This is a genomic window from Corallococcus sp. BB11-1, from assembly GCF_026626625.1.
GTDB classification, from domain to species: Bacteria; Myxococcota; Myxococcia; order Myxococcales; family Myxococcaceae; genus Corallococcus; species Corallococcus soli.
In genome coordinates, this window is the sequence record NZ_JAPNJY010000013.1 from 37,142 (window position 1) to 58,384 (window position 21,243).

The 21,243-nt window shown below is 68.2% G+C and carries 13 protein-coding genes; 4 read left to right on the forward strand and 9 right to left on the reverse strand.

What is annotated here, in order from left to right:
• Positions 1 to 82: 82 nt before the first annotated feature.
• The 3 genes from OV207_RS11795 to OV207_RS11805 are packed head-to-tail and all read right to left on the reverse strand — an operon-like array spanning position 83 to position 4,554.
• The gene (locus OV207_RS11795) at positions 83 to 2,593 is read right to left on the reverse strand and encodes a jacalin-like lectin (protein WP_267555040.1); all 2,511 of its coding nucleotides are present in this window, start codon (positions 2,591 to 2,593) and stop codon (positions 83 to 85) included.
• Positions 2,594 to 2,611: 18 nt separating this feature from the next.
• Entirely contained in the window at positions 2,612 to 4,057 is a 1,446-nt protein-coding gene (locus OV207_RS11800) for a hypothetical protein (protein WP_267555042.1), read from the reverse strand.
• A gap of 32 nt (positions 4,058 to 4,089) precedes the next feature.
• Positions 4,090 to 4,554, reverse strand: a complete 465-nt coding sequence (locus tag OV207_RS11805) for a hypothetical protein (protein ID WP_267555044.1) — start codon at positions 4,552 to 4,554, stop codon at positions 4,090 to 4,092.
• 436 nt (positions 4,555 to 4,990) lie between these two features.
• On the opposite strand from OV207_RS11805, the gene OV207_RS11810 reads away from it, so the two are divergent.
• Positions 4,991 to 5,764, forward strand: coding sequence for a TVP38/TMEM64 family protein (locus OV207_RS11810; RefSeq protein ID WP_267555046.1), 774 nt, complete (start codon positions 4,991 to 4,993; stop codon positions 5,762 to 5,764).
• On the opposite strand, the gene OV207_RS11815 is transcribed toward OV207_RS11810, so the two are convergent.
• Positions 5,692 to 8,415 (reverse strand): serine/threonine-protein kinase, encoded by a 2,724-nt coding sequence (locus OV207_RS11815; RefSeq protein WP_267555048.1) that lies wholly within the window; start codon positions 8,413 to 8,415, stop codon positions 5,692 to 5,694. The two genes, OV207_RS11810 and OV207_RS11815, sit on opposite strands and share 73 nt — an antisense overlap.
• A 216-nt stretch (positions 8,416 to 8,631) precedes the next feature.
• On the opposite strand from OV207_RS11815, the gene OV207_RS11820 reads away from it, so the two are divergent.
• Positions 8,632 to 9,864 (forward strand): hypothetical protein, encoded by a 1,233-nt coding sequence (locus tag OV207_RS11820; RefSeq protein ID WP_267555051.1) that lies wholly within the window; start codon positions 8,632 to 8,634, stop codon positions 9,862 to 9,864.
• Positions 9,865 to 9,880: 16 nt separating this feature from the next.
• On the opposite strand, the gene OV207_RS11825 is transcribed toward OV207_RS11820, so the two are convergent.
• The 3 genes from OV207_RS11825 to OV207_RS11835 all read right to left on the reverse strand — a co-directional run bounded on the left by OV207_RS11825 (position 9,881) and on the right by OV207_RS11835 (position 15,237).
• The gene (locus tag OV207_RS11825) at positions 9,881 to 11,725 is read right to left on the reverse strand and encodes a leucine-rich repeat domain-containing protein (protein WP_267555052.1); all 1,845 of its coding nucleotides are present in this window, start codon (positions 11,723 to 11,725) and stop codon (positions 9,881 to 9,883) included.
• Entirely contained in the window at positions 11,722 to 14,931 is a 3,210-nt protein-coding gene (locus tag OV207_RS11830) for a lantibiotic dehydratase (RefSeq protein WP_267555053.1), read from the reverse strand. Before OV207_RS11830 ends, OV207_RS11825 begins: the two co-directional genes overlap by 4 nt.
• A gap of 129 nt (positions 14,932 to 15,060) precedes the next feature.
• Positions 15,061 to 15,237 carry a hypothetical protein gene (locus OV207_RS11835; RefSeq protein ID WP_267555055.1) on the reverse strand — a complete coding sequence of 59 codons (177 nt, stop codon included), beginning with the start codon at positions 15,235 to 15,237 and terminating at the stop codon, positions 15,061 to 15,063.
• A gap of 234 nt (positions 15,238 to 15,471) precedes the next feature.
• Between OV207_RS11835 and OV207_RS11840 the strand changes: the two genes are divergently transcribed.
• Positions 15,472 to 16,674 carry a lanthionine synthetase C family protein gene (locus tag OV207_RS11840; protein ID WP_267555056.1) on the forward strand — a complete coding sequence of 401 codons (1,203 nt, stop codon included), beginning with the start codon at positions 15,472 to 15,474 and terminating at the stop codon, positions 16,672 to 16,674.
• A gap of 117 nt (positions 16,675 to 16,791) precedes the next feature.
• Positions 16,792 to 17,454: an AgmX/PglI C-terminal domain-containing protein gene (locus OV207_RS11845; protein ID WP_267555058.1), complete on the forward strand. Its 663-nt coding sequence runs from the start codon at positions 16,792 to 16,794 to the stop codon at positions 17,452 to 17,454.
• A 5-nt stretch (positions 17,455 to 17,459) separates the two neighbouring features.
• Here the strand turns inward: OV207_RS11845 and OV207_RS11850 are convergent, their stop codons facing one another.
• Entirely contained in the window at positions 17,460 to 19,142 is a 1,683-nt protein-coding gene (locus tag OV207_RS11850; protein ID WP_267555059.1) for an AMP-binding protein, read from the reverse strand.
• Entirely contained in the window at positions 19,139 to 20,860 is a 1,722-nt protein-coding gene (locus OV207_RS11855; protein ID WP_267555060.1) for a phosphopantetheine-binding protein, read from the reverse strand. The genes OV207_RS11850 and OV207_RS11855 overlap by 4 nt, the downstream gene beginning before the upstream one ends.
• Positions 20,861 to 21,243 lie beyond the last annotated feature (383 nt).

Sequence of the window (21,243 nt, forward strand, 5' to 3'; positions counted from 1 at the left end):
GTGGCAGCGCAGTGGAAGCGCGCTGCCGCGCGTCGGTTGCCCCCGACGCGCGGCATGAGCCCCCGGGAAGCGCGGGCCGTGGTCAGAGCGGCTGCACGCTGCCCCCGAGCGAGGCGATGTACGTCGTCCCCCCCGAGTGCGTGACCGTCGTCCCGAAGAACGACCGGATGGAAGTCCCGGCGGGCACGGTGAGCGTGAAGGGCTGCGAGCCCTGGACGTTCCGCATCGTCCCGAAGGGACCGTACGTCCTGCCCTGCGCGGTCTTGAAGGTGAGCTGCGCGACCTGCGGCAGGCCGAAGTACGTCCCCGTGAAGCCGGTCATCGACACGATGGCGTCGTCGGTGAGGTTGATGGACGTCGGCGTCCCGCCCGGCCCCCCCTGGATGGGCGCCGCGTTGGAGCCGTAGAGGGGCTGGATGGCGTCGATGATGTCGCCCGAGCGCACCACGAGGCCCGTCATCGGCCCCCAGCCATTGACCGTGGGCATGTTGTTCCAGCCCGTCCCCGGCCCCCCCACGGGGCCCAGGAGCTCATAGGGCATGCCAGCGTTGAACCAGTCCTGGATGAGGTTGCACTTGATGGTCGACAGGTCGCGGCTTACCGGCATGTGCAGGGGCTGGCTGACGTCCAGGCCGAGGACCCGTGAGATGGCCGCGTGGTTCATCACGACCCCTTCATAGGTCCACAGCTGGAAGCGGCCCATGATGGGGTAGAGCATCCCGTACTGCCGCAGGATGTCGCCAACGCCATTGAGCCACGTGGGCGTGCCGGTGATGGGCGTCTGCTGGTAGATCTGGACGCTGACGAGGTCGTTGGGGTCCTGGTTGTAGTCCGGGACCGGCGGGGTGAAGCCGTAGGTCGTGAAGTAGACCTGCCCGTCGACGAAGCCTCGCGGGTTGCCTGGATCCTTCCCGGTGAGGGTGACGGTGGCCTTGCCGCCGGTGACCGCGACGGTGTTCGAGGAGAGGACCAGCTTGCCCTCCGGCGTCGAAACGTTTCCCGGGTTGATGCCGTTGGTGCCGGACGTCCCCAGCGTGCCAAGGGTGTAGGCGGAGGCGGCCGTGGGGCTCAGGGTGTTCAGGCTGACATTCAACTGCTCCGTCCCCACGACGCTGCCGAACTTGCGCACGTGGATGTCGACGGTGGCGGTCTCTCCGCGCTGGAAGGCGGGCGTGGTCGGCAGGCCGGGGTTCATGCGGAAGATGAACTGGTCCGCGCGCATGCTCAGCCCCTGGGAGTTCTCCTCCAGCAGCGTCTGGGTCACCGGGCTGCCCTTGACGACGGTCGTGCTCCGAAGCGCGAGCGGAAGGTTCGCCAGGCTCCTGGGGTCGACGGCGCCGAAGTCGGTGATGACCAGCATCCCGGAGTGCTTGTCGATGAAGTCGGGATTGGCGTAGTCAATCGAAGGGACGATGGTCGTGTACGTCTTGGTTGCGCCGGAGCCGGTGTAGTAGGCGAGCGACAACGTCCCGACCTTCTCCGCCCACAGCGGGCGCCCCGGCAGCCGCACGGGCAGCGAGTTGGCGAGGTCGATGGTCAACGAGGGCTGGCTGCCTTCAAGCTCGAGCGTGGCCTGGGCCCACCACGCATAGGACTGCGAGCCCACGGGCGGAGCCAGGGTGCGCGCCGGCACGGCGAGCTGGGGCTCTTCATCCAGGCACGGCCCGATGGAGCCCACCATCTTGCCGTAGTTGAACGCGAACAGCGGCTGCTCTGACAGGGGCAGGTTCGTGCCGTAGTCGACCCATGGCGCGTAGGGCTGCTGGGCCGCGGCGAGGATGGTCGGACCGTACTGGCCCGCCACGCTCTGGCCGAGGAGCTGATTGAGCAGGCTGTTCACGTAGCTCAGCGTCGGGATGAAGCCCTTCCCCGGAGCCGGAGGGGGGAGGGGGTTGCCCTGCGGATCGACGTTCATCACGTAGTCCTGGAGGCTCGTGATCTTGTCCAGGACCCCTGCGGGGACCCCCTGCGCCTGCATCGTCTGGAAGGTGGCGGGGGTGAAGGCGTAGAGCTGCGGGCCATTGTTGTGGCCGCTGACCACCATGCGGATGGACAGGCGGTTCGGTGAGCGGGCCTGCAGCGCCTGGAGGACCGCCGAGTTGCCGACGTTCCACTTCAGGTGGGTGAGCGTCGACTGATAGACGGCGGAGCCGCTCGCGGAGTTCCGCGGGGTGTTGGGCCCCTGGGAGTTTCCCCAGATTCCACTGAACGCGACCGGCGTGAAGAGGCCCTGGACATAGGCGCCGCTGAAGTCGCCGACCATGATGGTGAAGCCCCAGATCTCACTCCCATTCTGCTGCATGGGATCCAGGTCGACCAGCTTGGGGGGATAGTTCGCATACAGGGCCGTGACCGTGAGCCCCTCGAGGGGGTCCGTCGTCACGCCGGGGGACTCAACGGTGGTCACCGCGCACTTGAACAGGTCGAAGATGCTGTCGCCCTTGGGCTCCCAGTACAGCTCGATGTTCTCCGGCTTGAGCGAATCCGAGTTGTAGTTCGCCGGGTTGTAGTTGTTGGGCGTGTTGTTGATGGTGGCGGGCGACGCCTGGAACGAACCTGCGAAGTTGATGCGGGGCTGATCGAGGTAGCTCATATCGGTCCGATCAATGCTCTAGGGGTTGTTGAAGTAGGGGTTGCAGGTGGTGGGCAGGGCGTCGTTCTCGCACCCGCCCGCCATCTGGACTTGCTGGAAGAGGTGGCTCAAGCCCACGGGAGGCAGGTTCTGGCCCGCAGTGGGGCCCTGCATGTTGTGGCAGCTGAAGCAGCTGTAGGGATTGCTCACCGCCGCGACGCCGTTCTGGACGAAGGTCTCCATGGACGTATTGGAGGCGGACAGCGAGCCGGACTGCGCTTGCAGGTAGGGCGGGACGGTTCCCCCCTGCGTCCACACGTTGCCCACGAGCTCGTAGTTGGCCCAGACCTTGTTGATGACGGTGGGGTTGGCCCGGATGAGCGCCTGGACGCTCTCATTGATGGCCTGGATGGACGCGGTGCTCTCCGCGAGCATCTCGCGGGTCTTGGTCTGGCAGGCGAACTGATTGGGATTGGCGGTGCAGTCATTGCCGTCGGGGAAGGTGCCGGTCGCCGAGTCCCCCTGTGGGTGCATGCGACAGACCTGGGCGGGGGTGGCCGGCTTGAAGGTGTTGGTCGTGCAATCGGTACAGCTCGGGTTGTAGAAGTTCCACGTCCCTCCCAGCGGGGGCGGGGCGGAGGTGTTGCTACAGTCGGGCGCGTTGTTGCGGTGCTCGAACGTGGCCCAGATCATCGCCGGGAAGTTGGGCGTCTTGGACACGATGTGCATCCCGGTCAGCCCCAGGTTGACCTCGCGGCAGGGCCCGTCCTTGTGCTGGATCAAGCCCGGCACCACGTAATAGAGGCCCGAGGACACACCCGCCGCGTCGAGCACCATCCAGCTCGTCTTGAGCTCGACGGCGGTGTCCGGGAAGGCCAGGTTCGGATACTTCTGGATGAGGTCGATGCCCTTGTTCCCGGGCTTGAGGGGGCCCGCGCAGGCGGCCTTGTAGAGCTGGCAATCCGTGAGCATGGTGTAGGTGCTCTGGTCCACGGACATGCCGTAATAGACAAACTCACCTTTCAGATCGATGAGCGGCTGGTCGACGCCCGCCTGCTTGATGATGTCGGTGTAGAGGCGGGGCTTCTTGCCGGTGGCGGCGTTCTTCTGGCTGGCGGTGCAGGAGGTGGGCGGCTCCTGGCCCCAGGCGGTGGGTGTCCCGTCCTTGATGAAGATGCCGTACGAGGGCATCCAGGTCTCGAATTGCAGCACGTCCGGGTTGCCCTTGGACGGCTGGACCAGCGCGAGCATGCTCTGCCACATGAACTGCTGGAAGTTGCAGAACGTCTGGCTGGAGGGCACTTCGCCCGGGAGGGCGGAGCTGTTGAGCCAGGCCGGGTTGGCCGCGCAGGAGCTGGCCGCGGCCTTCCCCGTTGACACGCGGGCCGCGGGCGCCGGCTGATCAAGGAAGGAATTCGTGGTGCAGGACATGAAGCCCATGGCACCGAACGTCATGACGACCATGCTGAAGGGTTTGTGAGACACGATGCTCTCCTGGCTGCGGTTTCGGGAACGGCCTAGAAGCCTGCGCCGAGCGTGAAGCTCAAGGCGGGCTGGAACGCTGACTGGGGGATGATCAGTTGGGGGGCATGCTTGAGCCACGCCATGCTGAAGCTCAGCTCCCCCACCAGATCGAAGTGGGATCCCAGCGGATAGATGCCACGGAGGCCGAGCGACGCCTCGGGGCCCGCGGTCTCCACCCCGCGAGGACCGACGCCGCCGAACTGGAAGCCCGCATCGTCCGCGCCCATCTGGAGCTCGGCGAAGCCCAGCCCGATTCGCGGCTGAAGCCACCCCACCTCCGTCTTCCACTGCGTCAGCGTGTACTTGGCGCGGAAGTGGGCCATCTCCGGCGAGTTCTCATGGTGCAGGATCTCACTGCCCGTGCCGCAGCCCTCCAGGGAGAAGGCCTCCAGGGGCGAGATCTCCAGGCACATCTCCAATCGCTTGCTGCCAGAGCTCGCTCCGAACCGCAGGTTCACGTATTGCCTGACAGAGGCCGCCTCGTCCACGCGGGCAGTCACCTCTGACTCGCTGGACCAGGCTGGACCCGCCCCGAGCCAGCAAGACACCGCCACGCCCGCACAACGCGGTCCCAGCATTCGCCGCAGCAGACGCATACGCGTGCCCTTACGTCAGACGAGAGCGCTTTCCCTCGCGCTGCGGGTGTGTCTATCATCACCAACGGTTCAAGATCCAACGGATGCTTTTCGCGCCACCCGCCTCTTCCCCTTCGTGACCGGAGAAGGAGTCGTGTTCGCAGCAGCCAGGCCGGATCCTGTCTGAGCTGTAATTGAATGCTGTCGACGGTACGGCGAGCGCCTGACGCAAGGCTTCATCCGCGCCTGGTACACCGTGTCATGACAGCCCATTGGGGGCCTCCAGGGGTGTGGTGGGGCGCTGAAGTGTGCAAGGGTCATGGACATGCCTCATGAGCAGGAGCGGCCAGTGGAGGCAGGGACTCGGCGGCGCCGGGTGCTGGGCTGGACGGTGCTGGGCGCGCTGTTGCTGGCGGCCATCCTGGTGCCCTTCTTCCTCTGGCAGGACCGCATCGACGCGGCCACCGGGGCCTTCCTGCGAGAGCCCCATGCGCGCTGGGTGATCGCCGCGGTGATTGGCGGATTGCTGGCGGCGGACATCGTGCTGCCGGTGCCGTCCAGCATCGTGAACACGGCGGCCGGGAGCCTGCTGGGGTTCTGGGGTGGGGCGGGGGTGGCGTGGGCCGGGCTGATGGTGAGCACCGGGGTGGGGTACTTGCTGGGCAGGGGCGCCAGCGCCACGGCGCTGCACCGGCTGGTGGGGCGCGGGGCGTCGCGCGGGGAGGGTGACTTCGGGGGGGATGGCGCCTGGACGCTGGTGGTCTGCCGTGCCGTGCCGGTGCTGGCGGAGGGCTCGGTGATCCTCGCCGGCTTCCGCCGCATGCCGCCGCGCCGCTTCCTGGTGACCTGCGCCTTGTCGAACCTGGGCCTCGCGGCGGCCTACGCGGCCATTGGGGCCTACGCTGTGGACCTGGGCTCGTTCCTGTTCGCGTTCGCCGGCGCCATGGGTGTGCCAGCGCTGGGCATGCTGCTCACCCGGAGGCTCAGTCCGCTCCCGCGGGCCGCGCAACCGTCGCCCGCTCAGGGATGCGTTCCGACGGCGGGTGACGGGGCCTCCTCCATGAGGAACAGCCGGGAGAGCGCCTCGTTGTAGCTGTATGCATGCGCGCTCCCATCCTCGGACAGGGCCAGCGTCATGATGGAGACCATGCCCGGCGGGCTCCCGCGCGCCGGCACGGTCAGGTGCGGGGTGCTCGCTCCGGTGCGCAGGTCGACCTTCGCGACCTGCACGGGCAACGAGACGCTTCGCAGGTAGACGGCCTCACCGCCGACGTGCCAGCCCACCACCGACTGTCCGACGAACGTGCCGGGCACGCTGGCCACGTCTTCACCCCGGTCGGAGAACACGCGGAGCTTCCCCGTGGCCTCGACCGCCGCGAGGCGCGCACCGTCGGAAGAGATGGCCGCGTCGAAGCCCATCCCTTCCCCGGTGATGGGCCGGGGCGCACCCGCACCCGGTTCGAACGACCACAGCCGGGCGGGCCGCCCCGCCTCACTGGCCCGCAGGAGCAACCGCTTTCCATCCGGGAACCAGCGCGCCCCGAGCACCACGGCGATGGGGGAGAGGGACAGCGTCCGGGCCTCGCCCGCGCCCGTGGGCAGCAGCACGAACTCCGTCCGCTCTCCATACCGCGCCGTCAGCACCCACTTCCCGTCCGGGGAGAGCGCCATGGGCAGGCCGTCTCCCAGCCGGATGGGAGGCGCGCCGTCGGTGGTCCGCAGGTACGCGCCATAGGTCGGACCTTCCACCTGTCCGCCCTCCGCGAAGAGCACCGTCCGCCCGTCGCGTGACAGGTCCGTCATGAAGGAGGAGTCCGCCCACGTCAGGTCCCGCTCGTCCCCCGCGCGACCGACGGCGAGCCCGGTCCGGATGACGGGATGATCGACGAGCACGGAGCCATTGCCCGCGATGTCATGAAGCACCATCCGCCCGGCGATCCCATCCACGAGTCGCGTCTTGCCGCCCAGGTCCACGGCGAACAGCGAGGAGTCCGCGTCGGTGCGCGAGGCGGTGAACCACACCTCGTCGCCGTCAGGCGCCCACGCCAGACCCCGGATGCTCGCCCAGTCGCCAGAGAGCTCCCGGGGAGGGCCCTCCTTCTCCAGCAGCCACACCCCGCCGCGGTCGTCCTTCGGATGTTCATGGAACAGGAACGCGATGCGCGCGCCGTCGGGGGACACCCGCGCGTGGCTGATCCACCCCTGAGACTCGAAGCGCACCGTGCCCGGCGGTTGTTCCAGGCGGAAGTCCTCGCCCACGCGCCGCACCACCATGAGCGGCCCTCCGCTGCGCCCCCAGTCGGCCTCCAGCACCCCATCGAGCACGGCGCGGGGAGCGCCGCCCGACAGCGGCATCAACCCGAGCGTCCCACTGCCGTGGTCGGCATCAAAGAAGCGGGGTTCGAGCAACACCGCCAGCTCTCCCCGGGGCGACGCCGCGAGCACGTCGGCCGGGGTGCCCAGGGCCTGGGACAGGGGCCGCTCGGCGCGAGCGCTGTACAGCTCCGCGCGCCCTCCGTCCCACGCGGCGCCGTAGAACAACGTGTGCCCATCCGCGGAGAACCGCGCGTTGAGCACATGGCCCCTGCGGAACGTGACCGGGCGGTAGTGCGGAGCCGAGAGCTCCCGTGACGGCGCGGGCGCCTGCCACGCGCGGCTGAACGCGAACAGGCTCCCGAGCACGCACAGCACCAGCACGACCGCTGCGACCGCGAACAGGGCAGGGCGTGGAAGCGGAGGGCGATGCTCGCTCCTACGCGTGGCGAGGGACTCCAGCGCGAACGCCAGGTCCTGCGCGGACTGGAACCGGTCCTCGGGGGACTTCGCCAGACAGCGGGCAATCACCGCCCCCAGCGCTCCGGGCAGGGGCGGCGGCTCGTCCCGGAGCGCGGCGCTCATCCGCTCCACCGGGCTGTCCCCGCCGAACGGGACCTGACCGCTCACGGCCTCATGAAGCACCACGCCCAGCGCGAACACATCCGCGCGCGAGTCCACGGGCTGTCCGCGAATCTGCTCGGGCGCCATGTAGCCGGCGGTGCCCACCACCGCGCCGCTCTGGGTCAACGCGGCGTCCTGGAGGTTCTCGGTGAGCCGCGCCAGCCCGAAGTCGAGGATCCGGCCATGCCCATCTGGCCCGATGAAGAGGTTCGCCGGCTTGAGGTCGCGGTGGATGATCCCGCGAGCGTGCGCCGCCGCGAGCCCGCGCGAGTACTGGATGCCCAGCCGCACGGCGTGCTCCGGCCGCAGGGGGCCGAGCAACAGCCGCTCACGCAGCGTGACCCCCTCCAACCACTCGGAGACGAGGTAGGGCACCCCTTCATGGGTCCCCACGTCGAACAACGTGAGCAGGTGCGGATGCGACAGGGCTCCGGCTGCTCGCGCCTCCTGGTGGAAGCGGGCCAGGCGTTCGGGGTCCTGGGCGAACCGCGAGGGGAGCACCTTCAGCGCCACGTCGCGCCCAAGGCGTGCATCGTGCGCCCGGTACACGTCGCCCATCGCGCCGCTCGCGGCATGTCCGACGACCGTGTACGGGCCGACCCTCTCCCCCTCACTGAAGCGACGGGTGGGCTCGGGCTCCGCGGCCGACAGCCGGCCCTCCGCGTGCCAGGCCCCGGCGACCACGGCGAGCAGCTCGCCACAGGCGTCACACCGCGACACATGGGCCTCGGTGAGGGCGCGCTGTGGGGGCCGCAGCCGGTCCTCCACGAAGGCGAGCAGCATTTCCTCGGTGGGGCATCCGGTCATGGTCGGCCGGGGACTCTAGGGGTAGACCCGCTCAGCGAAGAAGGGTGGTTGGCGGCACCGCGGGCCGGTGCTCGCCGAACGGGCAATGAGTGACAGGCATCAAGCCAGCCATGTCAGCCATGAAGGCCAGACGGAGCTTGAAAGGCTTCCTTGACGGGGTCTGTTTTCTCGTCGCACAGTGGCGCCATTGCTCGTATTTCCAAGTGGAGGTCACCCGTGCACGTCTACGAGGAGATGGGGAGGCTCATTCAGGATCGATGGGTCAAGTACAACCATGATGAAGAGGCCTTCCCCGAGCTTGCGGCGCGTGTCCTGCAGGAGATGGCTCCGTACAAGGGCTTCGACCCCATGGTGCCCATCGAATGGTTGTTCAACACCCGGACCTTCCCTCGGCAGTTGACCGCGCGGTCGGACTTCGGGCAGCCGCCCGTCACGGTGTTCTCCGACCATCGGCTGGTCATTGATCTCTATTACTGGCTGGATGGCACCACCGAAATCCACCAGCACGGGTTCAGTGGGGCCTTTCAGGTCGTCAAGGGCGGAAGCATCCATGGGCAGTACCGCTGGAATGAGAGACACAGGGTCAACAGCCGTATGGCCTTTGGCGAGCTTTCACTGGAGTCCCTCAACGAACTGAAGGAGGGGGACGTCCAGCAGATCCTCCCGGGGAATCGTTACATCCATTCCCTCTTCCATCTGGAGCGTCCCTCCGTGACGTGCGTCGTGAGGACCCTGCATACCCCCAACGCGGGGGTGCAGTACTCCTACAAGAAGCCCTTTCTGGCCATCGACTCGACCTACGAGGACGTCCAGACCAACAGGATCCTCCAATCACTGACGTTCCTGCAGGACAGCCCCCGTGCGGTTCGGAAGCGCCTGTTGTCGGAGCTGATCGAACGGTCGGACATCCACACCTGCTATCTCCTCTTCAAGCGCTTGCTGGAGATCTACAAGGAGGAGACGGCGCTCGAGGAGTTCTGGGAGGTGGCCATCCGCAGGCATGGCTCGCTCGCCGAGCAGCTCATCCCGGTGTTCCAGGAGCGGATACGCCAGTCGATGCTCGTCAGCAGGCGCGCGCAGGTCAAGACGGAGGAGCACCGGTACTTCCTCGCGCTGCTGCTCAATATCGATGATGCCGAGTCGCTCCTGTGGCTGGTACGCCAGCGGTACCCGCACGAGGACCCGGGGGAGAAGGTGATGCGCTGGGTCGAGGAGCTATCGAAGCCCACGGAGGGGGTGGGTTCGGGCGATACGCTCGGAATCCCCCTCAACGAGACGGCGCTCATCATCTTCCGGGAGCTGCTGCACGGGCGCTCCGAGGCGGGCGTCATGGCCCGGCTGAAGGAGGTATACGGGGCGGACGAGACGGAGCAAGAGGCCGCCAGCATCGCCGAGATGGTGTCCGCGCTGCGCGCTTCCTCCGTGTTCCGGCCGCTGTTCGCGCGTTGAGCGGCCTGCACCCACCTCAGGGGGAGGACATCAACCGGATGCCATGCTCGCGCACCAGCGTGGCCCGCACAGGTTCGGAGACGGCCGTCTCGCGCAGGTCGAGCTCACGAAGGAGGGGAAGCCGGTGGAGCGCGGGCATGCCGGCGTCCGTGACCTTCGTGCGCAGCAGGTACAGCGTGAGCAGGGAGCCCGGGAGGTGAACGAGCGCCTCGTCCCCGATGCGGGTGCCGGCGAGGCTCAACCAGGAGAGCTTCTCGAAGCCCGCGAGCATCTGCACCCCGTTGTCGTTCAGCCAGGTGCCTCCCAGGTCGAGCTTGACGAGGTGGGGGAGCTTCTGGAGCGGTACCAGCCCCGAGCCGCTGATGGGGGTCCCCGAGACCTGGAGTGACTCCAGCTCCCGCAGCTCGGAGAGCTGGCCAAGCCCCAGGTCCGTGAGGAGCGTGCGGATGGCGCGGAGCGACTGGAGCCGGGAGAAGGTCTGAAGGGTGGCCACCCACCCGTCGCTGAAGTCGGTCCGGCTCAGATCCAGGTGCCGCAGGACCATGCGCGAGCCGAGCTGCTTCAAGGCATCGGGGCCGATGCGCGTGGCGCTGAGGTCGAGCCGGGAGAGCCGCTCCAGGGGCTCCAGCGACGCGAGCGACGCGTCCGCCAGCGCGAGACCCGACAGCCCGAGGCTCTCAATCGCCTGGAGGCCAGCCAGCGCTGGGAGGCCGCTCCCGGTGACGGCCGTGCGCGACAACTCCAGGTCGCGCAGGTGGTGGAGGCCTTGAAGGTGTCGCAGCGCCGCGTTCCCGAACAGGGTGTCGTCGAGATGGAGGACCTCCAGCCGTGGGAGCCCGGCAAGGTGACGAACCCCTGGACCGCGGATGCGCGCCTTGCTGAGCACCAGCACGCGTAGCGCCGGCAACCGCGCCAGGTGGACGAGCCCCGCATCCGTCACCCCGGTGCCTCCCAGGTGGAGCGCGTCCAGCATGCGCAGCCCCCCGATGTGCGCCAGGCCCGGGTCCGAGACGGCCGTCCGCGCCAGGCCCAGCCAGCTCAGGGCCGGCATTCTCTTCAGGGCGCCGAGGCCGGCATTCGTGACGTGGGTGCCGCTCAGGACGAGTGTGCGCAAGCGGTCCCCGGGCAGGGACGCAAGGACCGTGTCATCGACCGTGGTGTCCGAGAGATCCAGCCACTCCAGCTCCGTCTGTGCCGCGAGCAGGCCGAGCCCCTGCGGGCTCACCGACGTTCCGCTGAGCGAGAGCCGGCGCAGCGTCGTCAGCGAGGTGAGCAGGGCCAGCCCCCGGTCGGACACCGCGGTGGCATCCAGCCGCAGGATGGCCAGGTGTGGCATTCCCTGGAGAGGGGCGAGCCCCGCATCGGTGACCCGTGTCCCGTCCAGGTGCAGCGCCTGCAACCGTGCTGCGTTCCTCAGGGCGGCGAGGTGCTCATCGCCGAACGCGGTTTCGGAGAGATGGAGCGATACGACGGAGGTGCCCTCGACGAGGAGCGCGAGCAGGGCCGGGGCGGGGAGGCCTTTCTCCCCGAAGGAGAGACCGGGGACGCGGTATTCGCGGAGCACGGCGACCAGCGCCTGGGCCTGGTCCGGTGTCCTCACGGGCTCCAGGGGCTCGGCGTACCAGTCTCCGTCGGGAAGCGGCTGGGGGGCGGCATCACCCGCCGGCAGCAGGCCCCACGGGGAGGACGTCCCGTCCGGCAGGAGCCGGTACACCTGAAGGGAGGGACGTGCGGGGGCCACGACCGCGGGAGCCGGAGGCGCGGTCGGGCGGGGTGGGGGAATGGGGGCGGGCGCAGAGGCGCAGCCCACCGCGAGCAGCAGTCCCGCCAGTCGCAGCCAACTCCAGGGGCCATTCATCATTCCATGCGCTCCTTGTCCGTCCTCGCTGCTGGCTCCAGGCGCATCCCCCGCGCCCGGAACGATGCATAGAGCCTTTCGAGGAGATCGAAGAGGACGAACTCGTGCGCACGCGGCGCGTCCCTCGACATCCGGTTGACGTGCAGGTGCAAGTAGCTTGCGGCCAACGCATCGAGCCCCTGCGAAAGGCCTCCGCTCCGCTCGAACTCCCGGAGCCGCGAGAGAACAGGCACCAGGCGCTCCGACCGACGGAGCAAGGCGGCGAAACCCGGGGACAACGCGCTTCCGGGTGAGCCTTGGCCCGTCAGGAGTGGCTCCAGGATGGGGCGACGCTGACGGGCGAGGCGGCTGAGCTGGGCCTCGAGTCTCTTGCCCGCACCGTGCTCCTGGGCGTAGGCGGTGCGCAGCCGGCTGGCGATGCGGTGCCTTCCCTCCAGGTCGAACCCGAAGTCGGAGAGCAGCAGGTCCATCCCCGCGAGGGCGCACTGCCACCGCGCATCACCGTCCAGCCCCTCCAACGCCTCCAGCGTCGCGAGGACCGCCTCGCTGTCGACGTGGAAGAACTCCTCGGCCAGGAGCATTCCCTCGCTGCCTCCGTACCGCTCCACCTCACGGACATACGTGTCCAGTTGGAACCGCTTGAGACGGCCGTCTTGGAGGAGGGGGGCCAGGGCGTCGTGCAGGCGCGGCAGGGCCTCCCGTACCAGTGCGTCCGGTGGGCCGTGCAGCCTCAGTCGGAGGTGGTGCTCGGGGTCCGAGTAGCGCAGGAAGTGCCATTGGTCGGCGCTGCCCGACGACATGAGTGCTCTCACAACGGGGGCGACGTCCTCCAGGAGGAGCCGATCCGTGAGGCCGGAGCCGACGTGGAGCCGGGCATACAGCCACTCGGAGCCCGGCGGGAAGCACCGTCTCCCGGCGGGGAGGGAAGAGGGAGGGCGAGGGGGAACTTCCTTCCGCTCGGATTCTCGGCCCACGAAGGGGATGATCAGCTCGTGGAGGTACGAGCCTTCGGGGCCCGTGGCGCACAGCTCCCCTGGCGCCGGCCACATCTCCGTGAGGCTCACCGCCCGCCGCCGCGCCGCGAGCGCCATGAAGGACTCCACGCAGAGCACATTCTCCAGATCCACCGGCAGCTCGTTGTCGCCATCCGCGAGCAGGACGAACCTGGGCAGGCCCAGGCGCTCTCGGAGCTCCAGCATCCGGCGGACCTGCTCGTGGGCGGGGCCTTGCGCCAGCTCCTCCTGCACATTCGCGCGGAGCAGCCAGCGCGCCCTGGCGAGGACGACACGCCCGGCGACGACCCTTGGCAGGAAGGGCGCGCCTTCCAGCGCGCCCCACCTCCAGGTCAGGCTGCATGCGTGCCCTTCGGTCTGGAGCGCCCCGAGGAACCGGTAGATCGCCAGGTTATGGGGGTACCTGTGCGCGTGGGCCGTCGTCATGCGGGGGATGATCTCGCGGCCCAGCTTTCGGGAGCGCAGGACGAGCCGCCCATCGCGAACGGAGACCAGGAGATCCCCCAATGGAATCTGGGCTTCGGGCGGCACCGCAGAGTGCCCGAGGTAGGGAATCTCGTAGGCCCGAAGGGCGGGACGCGTGAGGACGTTGCCCACCCGGCCCGCAGGGACGTGGACGACCTCGGCGAAGAGGGCGTCGGGCCGCAGCGCCTCCTCGAGGCGCAGGTGGTGGCGTACAGCGGAGCCGAGCGCCTCATCCCCATGGCAGAAGCGCCCGAGGAGCCTCACTCCCGAGGGCCCATCCACCATTCGCACCAGCAGCGAGAAGTCTCCTCGCCGGAGGTGCTCCTGCGAAGCCGCCCCCAGCGTCGCCATCACGAAGAAGGTATCCGGCAGCGGCAGCCTCTCTGGGATTGAGAGCGCCTCCACGTCCTTGCCCGTCAGCTCAAGTACCCGGCCGCCGGCCCGGACCACCTGCTGAACCCGCTCCAGGAGCAGATCCCCCGCGCGTGACCACTCCGGCATGTCCTCGGGAGCGCCAGGGAAGACCAGGCCCTTGAGCAGGGGAGAGCAGCTGGCGGTCGGCCCGCTCGCGACCTCGAAGCCAATCCCTACATCCTCGTCGAGCGCCTCGGCCAGCGGCACCTCCTGCTGCTCGTAGCGTCGCAGGAAGTCCTCCTTGAACTTCTGGAGGGGATTGCGCCGCGTGGGGCTGATGCGATGGAGGAGCGCCACGGCCGAGCGCAGCTCGTCCATCACCTCCCGCCCGAGCGTTGCTTCAACCACGGGCTTGAAGAGGTCGACCTGGACGAGCTTGGAAAGCTCCGGCGGTGGCAGCAGCGCTTCCACACACGCGGCGACGGCTTGGTAGCGCGCCTCCGGCTGTCCAAGTCCCGCGGCATCGAGTTCGGCGAGCAGCCCATGAACCCGCTCCAACTGCCCGGCCTGCCAGGTCATGGACGGGTTCCTCCTGAGCTGCGCGATGACCTCCCGGAGGGGAGCCGGCTGCGTCACCGCCGGGACGAGTTCCGAGACCAGCACCTGGAGGGTGAGGAGCTCGTCGATGTACTCGCCCGCCTCCGTGACGCTGACATCGCCCTCTCTCTCCGCCAGGGCCTGGGCCAGCTCCTCGCGACGGGCTCCTTCCCGGGCACGCTCCAGGACGAACTCCAGATAGGGGGTCGCCTCCACCGCGGCGAGCTCGTAGGCCCGCTCAGTGCCTTGCTGTGAGGACTCGACGTACCGGAACCGTCCCGCCGTGCGGTAGAGGCTGGAGTTGGGGAAATAGCGCAGGTGTTGTCTGGCCGCGCCTTGCCGTTGCAAGGCGTCGAGGAGGGAGGCCAGGTAGTCCATGTCCAGGCGCGTCCGTCTTTGGTATGCCTCCCGGCCTTGGAGTGCCAGCCGGGTCTCCCGGCCCGACTGGCCGACGGAGCACCCGGCGAAGAGCCCGAAGGGGGTCGCGCGCCCCGTCATTCGCGCAAGGTAACGGACGAGGGCGCGCTCCACCTTGCTCCCGCTGGGGCTGTCCGGGGTGTGCAGCCAACACTCCAGGCTGGAGACGAGGTTGGGCGAAGAGACGAGCAGCGCCTCGTGGACCTCGGACAGCTCGAGCAGCTCACGAAGCCGGGAGCGCAGGCCTCTCTTGGCGACCTTGATGCGCTCTGCCCATGGCAACGAGGCGTCCAGCTGGCTCAGCTCGACTCCAGAGGCCCACCCAGAGAACAGGTGGAGGGGGAGCAGCGGAGTGCGGAGCACGAAGAAGTCCGCGATCGCACGATGCGGAGGCTCACGCCCGAGGCTGGCCGTCATCTGCGACGAGGCTGGCGCACGATGTGCGGTACGCGCGTCATGCGTCAGCCCCCAGTCAAGAGCTTTCGAGTGGGATTAGAGGAGACAGGCATCCGACGGTTCGAAGCAGCAATGTCCGTTGGTAGGGTTCGAGGTGCTGGTCTCCGGCGGCATCATGTTCGCCTCCGTCGACAGCTGCTTCTGCGCGAGCATGCGGATGGACTCCTTGCTCACGATCAACTTCTTCTGGCTCGGCTGGGATCGCGACTCCATATGACAACGCTCCTGGGTAGGGAATGCCCTGGGCCGCTCGGGTTGTCCGCGTGGACGCCAAGGACACCATGACAAGCGTCAGGACATCTGCGCTGTCCTAGCAATGCCTGGAATCTAGGGCAAGCGAGAAGTTGAGTAGTGGACGCCAGCGGGGGTCTGCTAGTCTTTCACGCAGTGCATCGAGAAGAATGGCAGCCAATCCTTGGCGGTGAGCAGGCCGCGCGCGCGTGGCGGGTGATCGAGTTCATCGCGCGGGATCTTCGGGCGCGATCGGGCACGTATGAGCGTGACTTCTCCCTGTCCCAGGGGATGTCGGGCATTGCCGTGCTGTTTGCCTATCTCTCCCGGGCGGGGGTGGGGGGAGACGCTGGGGAGTTCTCGCTTCAAAGTCTTGAGCGCGCCATGGACGGCGCGGCCAGTACGCCAATGTCCCTGGGCCTTTATTCAGGCCTCACCGGGGTGGCCTGGGCCGCGGAGCACGTGCATCGGTGCCTCTTCGGACGGGCGCCGGAGGATCTCACGGCGCAGGTGATGGAGCTCGTGTGCGACCAGCTCGCTGCCCCTGGATGGGAAGGGGGGCATGATCTCGTCAGTGGGCTGGTGGGCCTGGGGGTCTACGGGCTGGAGTACCCGGAGCGCTCCTCCGCGAGGGAGTGCCTGGGACACGTCGTGCGGCTGCTGGAGAATCTGAGCGAGCGCGACGGCCTGGGAGCGCGGTGGTGGACGGTGCCCGGAAAGCAGGCTCCCCATCTGCGCACGCGCTACAACATGCCCCACCTCAACCTGGGAGTGGCTCACGGGGCACCCGGGGTGATCGCCCTGCTGGCACGGGCATGCAATGCCTGGGAAATGCCGCATGCGCGGGAGCTCGCCCGGGACGCGATCCGGGACCTGCTGCGCGAGAGGCTGCCCGAGGGGGGCTCCTCACGATTTCCCGCGTGGATTGCCCGGAGCATTCCCCCGAAGGAGGCGCGGGCCGCGTGGTGTTATGGCGATCCGGGCGTCGCCGCCGCGTTGCTGTTGGCCGCGCGCGAGCTGGGGATGCCTGAATGGGAGCAGGAAGCCCTGCTCACGGCCCGTCTGGCAGCGCATCGCCCCCTGGAGGAATGCCGGGTCAAGGACGCTCTCGTCTGTCACGGCATGGCGGGGCTCGGGCACGTGTTCAACCGCCTCTACCAGGCGACGGGCGAGCCGCTGTTCCTCGACGCCGCCCGAGGCTGGCTCTCCCGCACCCTGGATGTGTTCCAGCCGGGGGCCGGCATTGGGGGCTACCAGAGCCTGGAACTCGAAGGTGCGGCGGGCGAGGCCTGGCAGGATGCTCCGGGAGTGCTGGCGGGCAGTGCGGGGGTGGCGCTCACGCTCCTCGCGGCGACCACCCACATCGAGCCCCATTGGGATCGTATGCTCTTGATGGACCTGCCTCCCCGCGAACCCTGAGAGAAACGCCGCATGCCTTCTTTTCCAAACGAACAACGCGGAGCAGGGAAGCGCCCACGAAGGTCCGGGCCTTGGCGGCTCGTCCTGGGTGTGTGTCTTCCCTTCGCCGTCCTGTCGATGGCCGGCTATCTCCTGACCGGGTCATCCGGATCTTCGCGGGGAGCCGAGGCCGAGCCCTCCACGTCCGCCGGGGAGGTGAAGGTGGCTGCGGTCTCCCTCCCTGCGAGTGCGCGCGAGCCGCAGGCGGCTCCGCCTCTTGAGGGGCCGCCGCTGCCGCCCCCATCCTCCGGCCAGGAAGCCAGGCCCTCCGCATCGTCTCCCGCCCCCACGGTGCCCGCGGTCCGCCCCTCCCTGGGGGAGCGTGTCGGGCCCCATGAGGAAGCGCGGCCTCCCTTTCGTGCGGCTCGCCCACCGCCGCCGCCTCCGCCTCCTCCTCCGGCGGAGAGCCGGCAGTCTTCAGTCCACACGGGCTCGCTGCCTCGCGAGTCCGTGAGGGATGTCATCCGGTCCCTGGGGCCTCGTGTGAAGGGGTGCTTCGAGAAAGCGGCCCCGCGCTACCCCGGGCCCCAGAAGGTGACAGTCGCCTTCACTCTCCAGGGGCAGGGGTTGTCCGGATACATCGAGGATGAGGAGATCGTCGACTCCACCATTCCGGATCCCTGGTTCCAGGCCTGCTTTCTGGAGGTGCTTCATTCCGCCACCTTCTCGGCGCCGAAGGATGGGACGGTCCGCATTACCTATCCCTTTGTCTATCAGCACAACCAGGACGGAGGGACCTGAGCCTGCTAGCGCCCACCGAGCCTGCCCGAGGCATACGCCTCGTGATTGCCCGAGCGTGAGGGCTTTCCGGAGGTGGACTTGAGCAGCGAGCCCGACTCGCAGATTGCCACGTCCTTGAGACCGAGGCTCAGTCGAAGTGCCACTTCCTGGCGAATGCGGACAGCCAATGCCCGAGGATCCTCCACGTCCGGTTCGGGCTCCACACACACCACGACCTCCTCGGTGCCCATCTGCTCGGAGGTGATGCCGAAGGCGACCACACGGCCAGCCCTGCAGCCTGGGATGGACGCGACGACCTCTTCGATATCCTCTGGGTACAGGTTGGTTCCCCGGTGGATGATGAGGTCCTTCAGCCGCCCCGTGACGAAGAGCTCTCCCTCGGCGAGGTAGCCCAGGTCGCCTGTCCGGAACCACCCGTCCTCTGTTCGCGAGACAGCGGTGACTTCCGGCTGGGCGACATACCCTTCGAAGAGACTCGGGCTCCGGATTTCGATCTCTCCAATCCGTCGCTCTCCACGGTGGGAGATCCGCACCTCGCAGCCAGCGATGGGGATGCCACTCGAAGCGAAGACCTTGTCCTCGGCGCTCGGGGGCCTGGCTTCCAGCGCCACTGCATCCCCTTGCGTCAGGAGCGGGGCGCTCCGCACCCGGTCGAGCCGCAGGGGGAAGCCCATGGGCGTCTGCGTCACGGCGAAGGTATTCTCCGCCATCGCATAGGAGCCCTGGAGCTGGTCCCAGCGGGCGCCGTGAGGCCCCATGCGCTCGACGAACCTCGCCAGCGTCCCTGGCCGCACTGGCTCACTGCAGTTGATGAAGGCACGCACTTGCCCAAGGTCCATGGTGCCCAGGTCTTCGGCGCGAGTGCGCTGGGCTAGCAGCTCGAAGGCGAAGTTCGGCAGCCAGACGAGGGTCCCCGCCGAACCCGCGATCTCCCGCCACAGCAACTGCGGCCGCTGCACCCACTCGAAGGGAGACAGATGGACAGAGGGCACGCCCATGAAGCAGGGCAGGAGCAGGCAGGCCACGAGCCCCATGTCATGGTAGAGGGGCAACCAGCTCACCACCCGGTCTCTCGGGGAGAGGTGGATGGCTTCCGCATACGCTCGGACCTGCGAGGCCAGCATGGCGTGTGTGATGGCGACGCCCTTGCGGAGCCCGGTCGTCCCCGATGAGAACTGGAGGAAGGCCACCTTGCCGTCGGAGGTGGGCAGGGGCTCGTCTCCAGCGGGCTCCTCGAGCAGCTCCCGCAGCGGGAGGAGGGCAATCCCGCTGCCGTTGGCAGCCTTCCACCCCTGGAAGGCCGGGGCCAGGGAGTCCGAATACAGCAGGCACGCCGCGCCGCTGGCCGAGATCAGGGAGCTGAAGCTCGCGAAGAATCGCTCAGTGGGCTGCTTGATGGAGGGATGGGAGAAGATCGACGGGAGCGCCTCCGCGAAGAGGGCGCCCAGGAAGCCCAGGGCCTGCTCCCGTGGCGAGGAGGACACAATGACAACGACATCCTTCGGGGCCACCCCCCGCCGCTTCAGCCCGAGCCCGATGCCGCGGGCCCGCTCCACCAGCTCCGCCCACGTCAGCTCGAGCGTCTCGCCCCCTTGCGTGGGAAACCGGAGCGCCCACTGATGACCCTGGGAGCGGCCATGGTGCTCGAGCCGCTCCCGCAACGTTTCCGGGGCCCTGGGAGTCTTCATTCGGGTGTGGACAGGGCGAACGCCAGCTTGCGCGGGGTGTTGTGGATGAAGAGGTCCGGGCAGGTGACTCCACAACGCTCCTCGATGGTGGCGATGAGGTGGGCGAACGCGAACGAGTCAAGTCCCAGTCCCAGGAAGGTCACATCCGGATCCGCGGTGCGCCCGTCGCCGAGAAGTTCGTTCAGGATCTGCTCCAGCGCCGGAGGGATCGTCCTGGCGGAGAGGTGCTCCCGCGGGCGGCTCCGGGGCTCGGGGCGGGCCCCTGTCTCTTGAATCGGCGCGGCTTCCTGGGCCGGCGCTCGTGGGGGGGCGGGGGGCTCTCTCGTGAGGAGCTGGGCCAGGGAGGGGATGGAGGCCATCACGGGGGGGAGCAGCGGGGGCCGTACCCAACCTCGCTGCGACAGCAGGCTGAGGGTGCCTTCCAGCTCTGCCCATTCGAGGAGCTCCTCGCGCTCGAACGCGCGAGCCATGCACTCGGAGAACAAGCTCTCCAGGTCGCATGACTGCTCCGCGAGGACCTCGATCATGTCCTGCTCGATCGGTGATTCGGGGGAGAGGTCACTTGACGCTCCCGCCAGCGACAGTGTGAGCGCCGGTGACGGCCTCTCATACCGTGGCAGCAGGCGGGCGAAGCGCAGCTCGAAGGCGACCTCCGGTTCGTCTTGCTTGCGGAGCACCTGACATGGATTGTCCGGGAACGCCTGGGCGAGGAGCGCCTCCAGGGCCCCTTGTTGAAAGTCAATCAGGGTGGGGCCCGCCAGTCCGCGACGGCTCCCATGGTGGGGATAGCGCAGCACCACCGCATCGGCGGCATCCCATCCGGAGGTACACGCGCCATAGACGGGGAACCGGGTCGCCGCGGCTCCTTGCTGGTAACCTGCCTCGCGTGCGTGCTCCGCGGAGAGCTCTCGAAGGTGGAGATCCACCGGCAACGCCCTCGCCGGGTTTCCCGCGACGATGACGTGCTCTCCCACGTCCGAGGAGACCGCGCAGTGGGCCGCCACCACCACGCCTTCTCCCAACCGGGCCCCGCCCGAGAGCGAGACGTGCTGGCCGAGCCAACACTGGCGCCCTACCTCGACTCCGAAGCCACGCCGCTGCGACGTGGACTGCGGGTAGCGCTCGACATGGTTTCCGCCCTCGAGGGCCGTGTGGGCTCCGATGGAGCTGGCGCGGACCCTGACGGTGCGCTGGAGCTTGACGAAGGGCGCAAGGTAGGACTGCTCCACCACGACCAGCGGACCGATCACCGCCTGTGGGTCCAGTTGGGTCTCCTTCAGCAGCAGCGGCCCGCTCAGGACCGCATGCCCACGGACTTCACTGTCAATCACTGCGACGCCATCTCCGTCGATGATGCTGAACTCCTCCACCCTCGAGTGTGAGATCAGGACACGTCGCCCCTTGATTCGGACCGAGCTGGCGATGTGGCTTGCGCCATCCACGAGGTAGATGGCGCCCATGGCCCAGAGCTGGCGCAATTCCTGGTCCCACTCACGCACGGGAAGCGCGACGAGCGAGTCCGGCTCCTCTACCAGGCGCAAGAGCTGTGCATCCAGGGAGGCGCTGGCACCGCCCAGCAGGAGCTCACGTCCACCTTGAGGAGTCTGCGCACCGAGGACGGCATGGGCTGTCCATCTGGGGCGCCAGCCCGTCTGTTCAAGCTCTTGCCGAAGGGCTGCATGAATTTGCGTCTCGATGGAACCGCGCAGGTTGCTCATGGCTCTTGCAGTGGGCGCTTCGGCGCGATGCCACGTCCGAAGGGCCGCGGAGAGTACCCCATGGCATTGCCCCTGCAAGCTCGCATTCCTGTCTGGCAGGGCCGTGCTGGCCCTCCATGCGAGGTGAACGCATCCTGAATGCCTGGGCATCACCGTGCTCTGGCATGACGGCAGCAGGTTCCGGATGGAGAGCGGCTCGCCGCTGAGCTGGGCAGCCCCCTTCGTTCGCGAGTGTTGGCCGACGGTGTCTTGTTTCCCCAGGCATGAAGTCAGTTCAGACTTCATTGAATATTCCAGGCCCCCACCTGTCCCAGCGGGGGCGAAGTTGTCAGCATCCCTCACGACTTCGCTCGAACCATCGCCGGGGTGTGCATGTCTGCTCG

What these genes read in the sequence shown, in the direction of transcription:
- OV207_RS11855 (WP_267555060.1), bottom strand. Translation starts at nt 20,860, where the DNA reads ATGAGCAACCTGCGCGGTTCCATCGAGACGCAAATTCATGCAGCCCTT.
- OV207_RS11810 (WP_267555046.1), top strand. Translation starts at nt 4,991, where the DNA reads ATGGACATGCCTCATGAGCAGGAGCGGCCAGTGGAGGCAGGGACTCGG.
- OV207_RS11845 (WP_267555058.1), top strand. Translation starts at nt 16,792, where the DNA reads ATGGCCGGCTATCTCCTGACCGGGTCATCCGGATCTTCGCGGGGAGCC.
- OV207_RS11825 (WP_267555052.1), bottom strand. Translation starts at nt 11,725, where the DNA reads ATGATGAATGGCCCCTGGAGTTGGCTGCGACTGGCGGGACTGCTGCTC.
- OV207_RS11835 (WP_267555055.1), bottom strand. Translation starts at nt 15,237, where the DNA reads ATGGAGTCGCGATCCCAGCCGAGCCAGAAGAAGTTGATCGTGAGCAAG.
- OV207_RS11850 (WP_267555059.1), bottom strand. Translation starts at nt 19,142, where the DNA reads ATGAAGACTCCCAGGGCCCCGGAAACGTTGCGGGAGCGGCTCGAGCAC.
- OV207_RS11795 (WP_267555040.1), bottom strand. Translation starts at nt 2,593, where the DNA reads ATGAGCTACCTCGATCAGCCCCGCATCAACTTCGCAGGTTCGTTCCAG.
- OV207_RS11815 (WP_267555048.1), bottom strand. Translation starts at nt 8,415, where the DNA reads ATGACCGGATGCCCCACCGAGGAAATGCTGCTCGCCTTCGTGGAGGAC.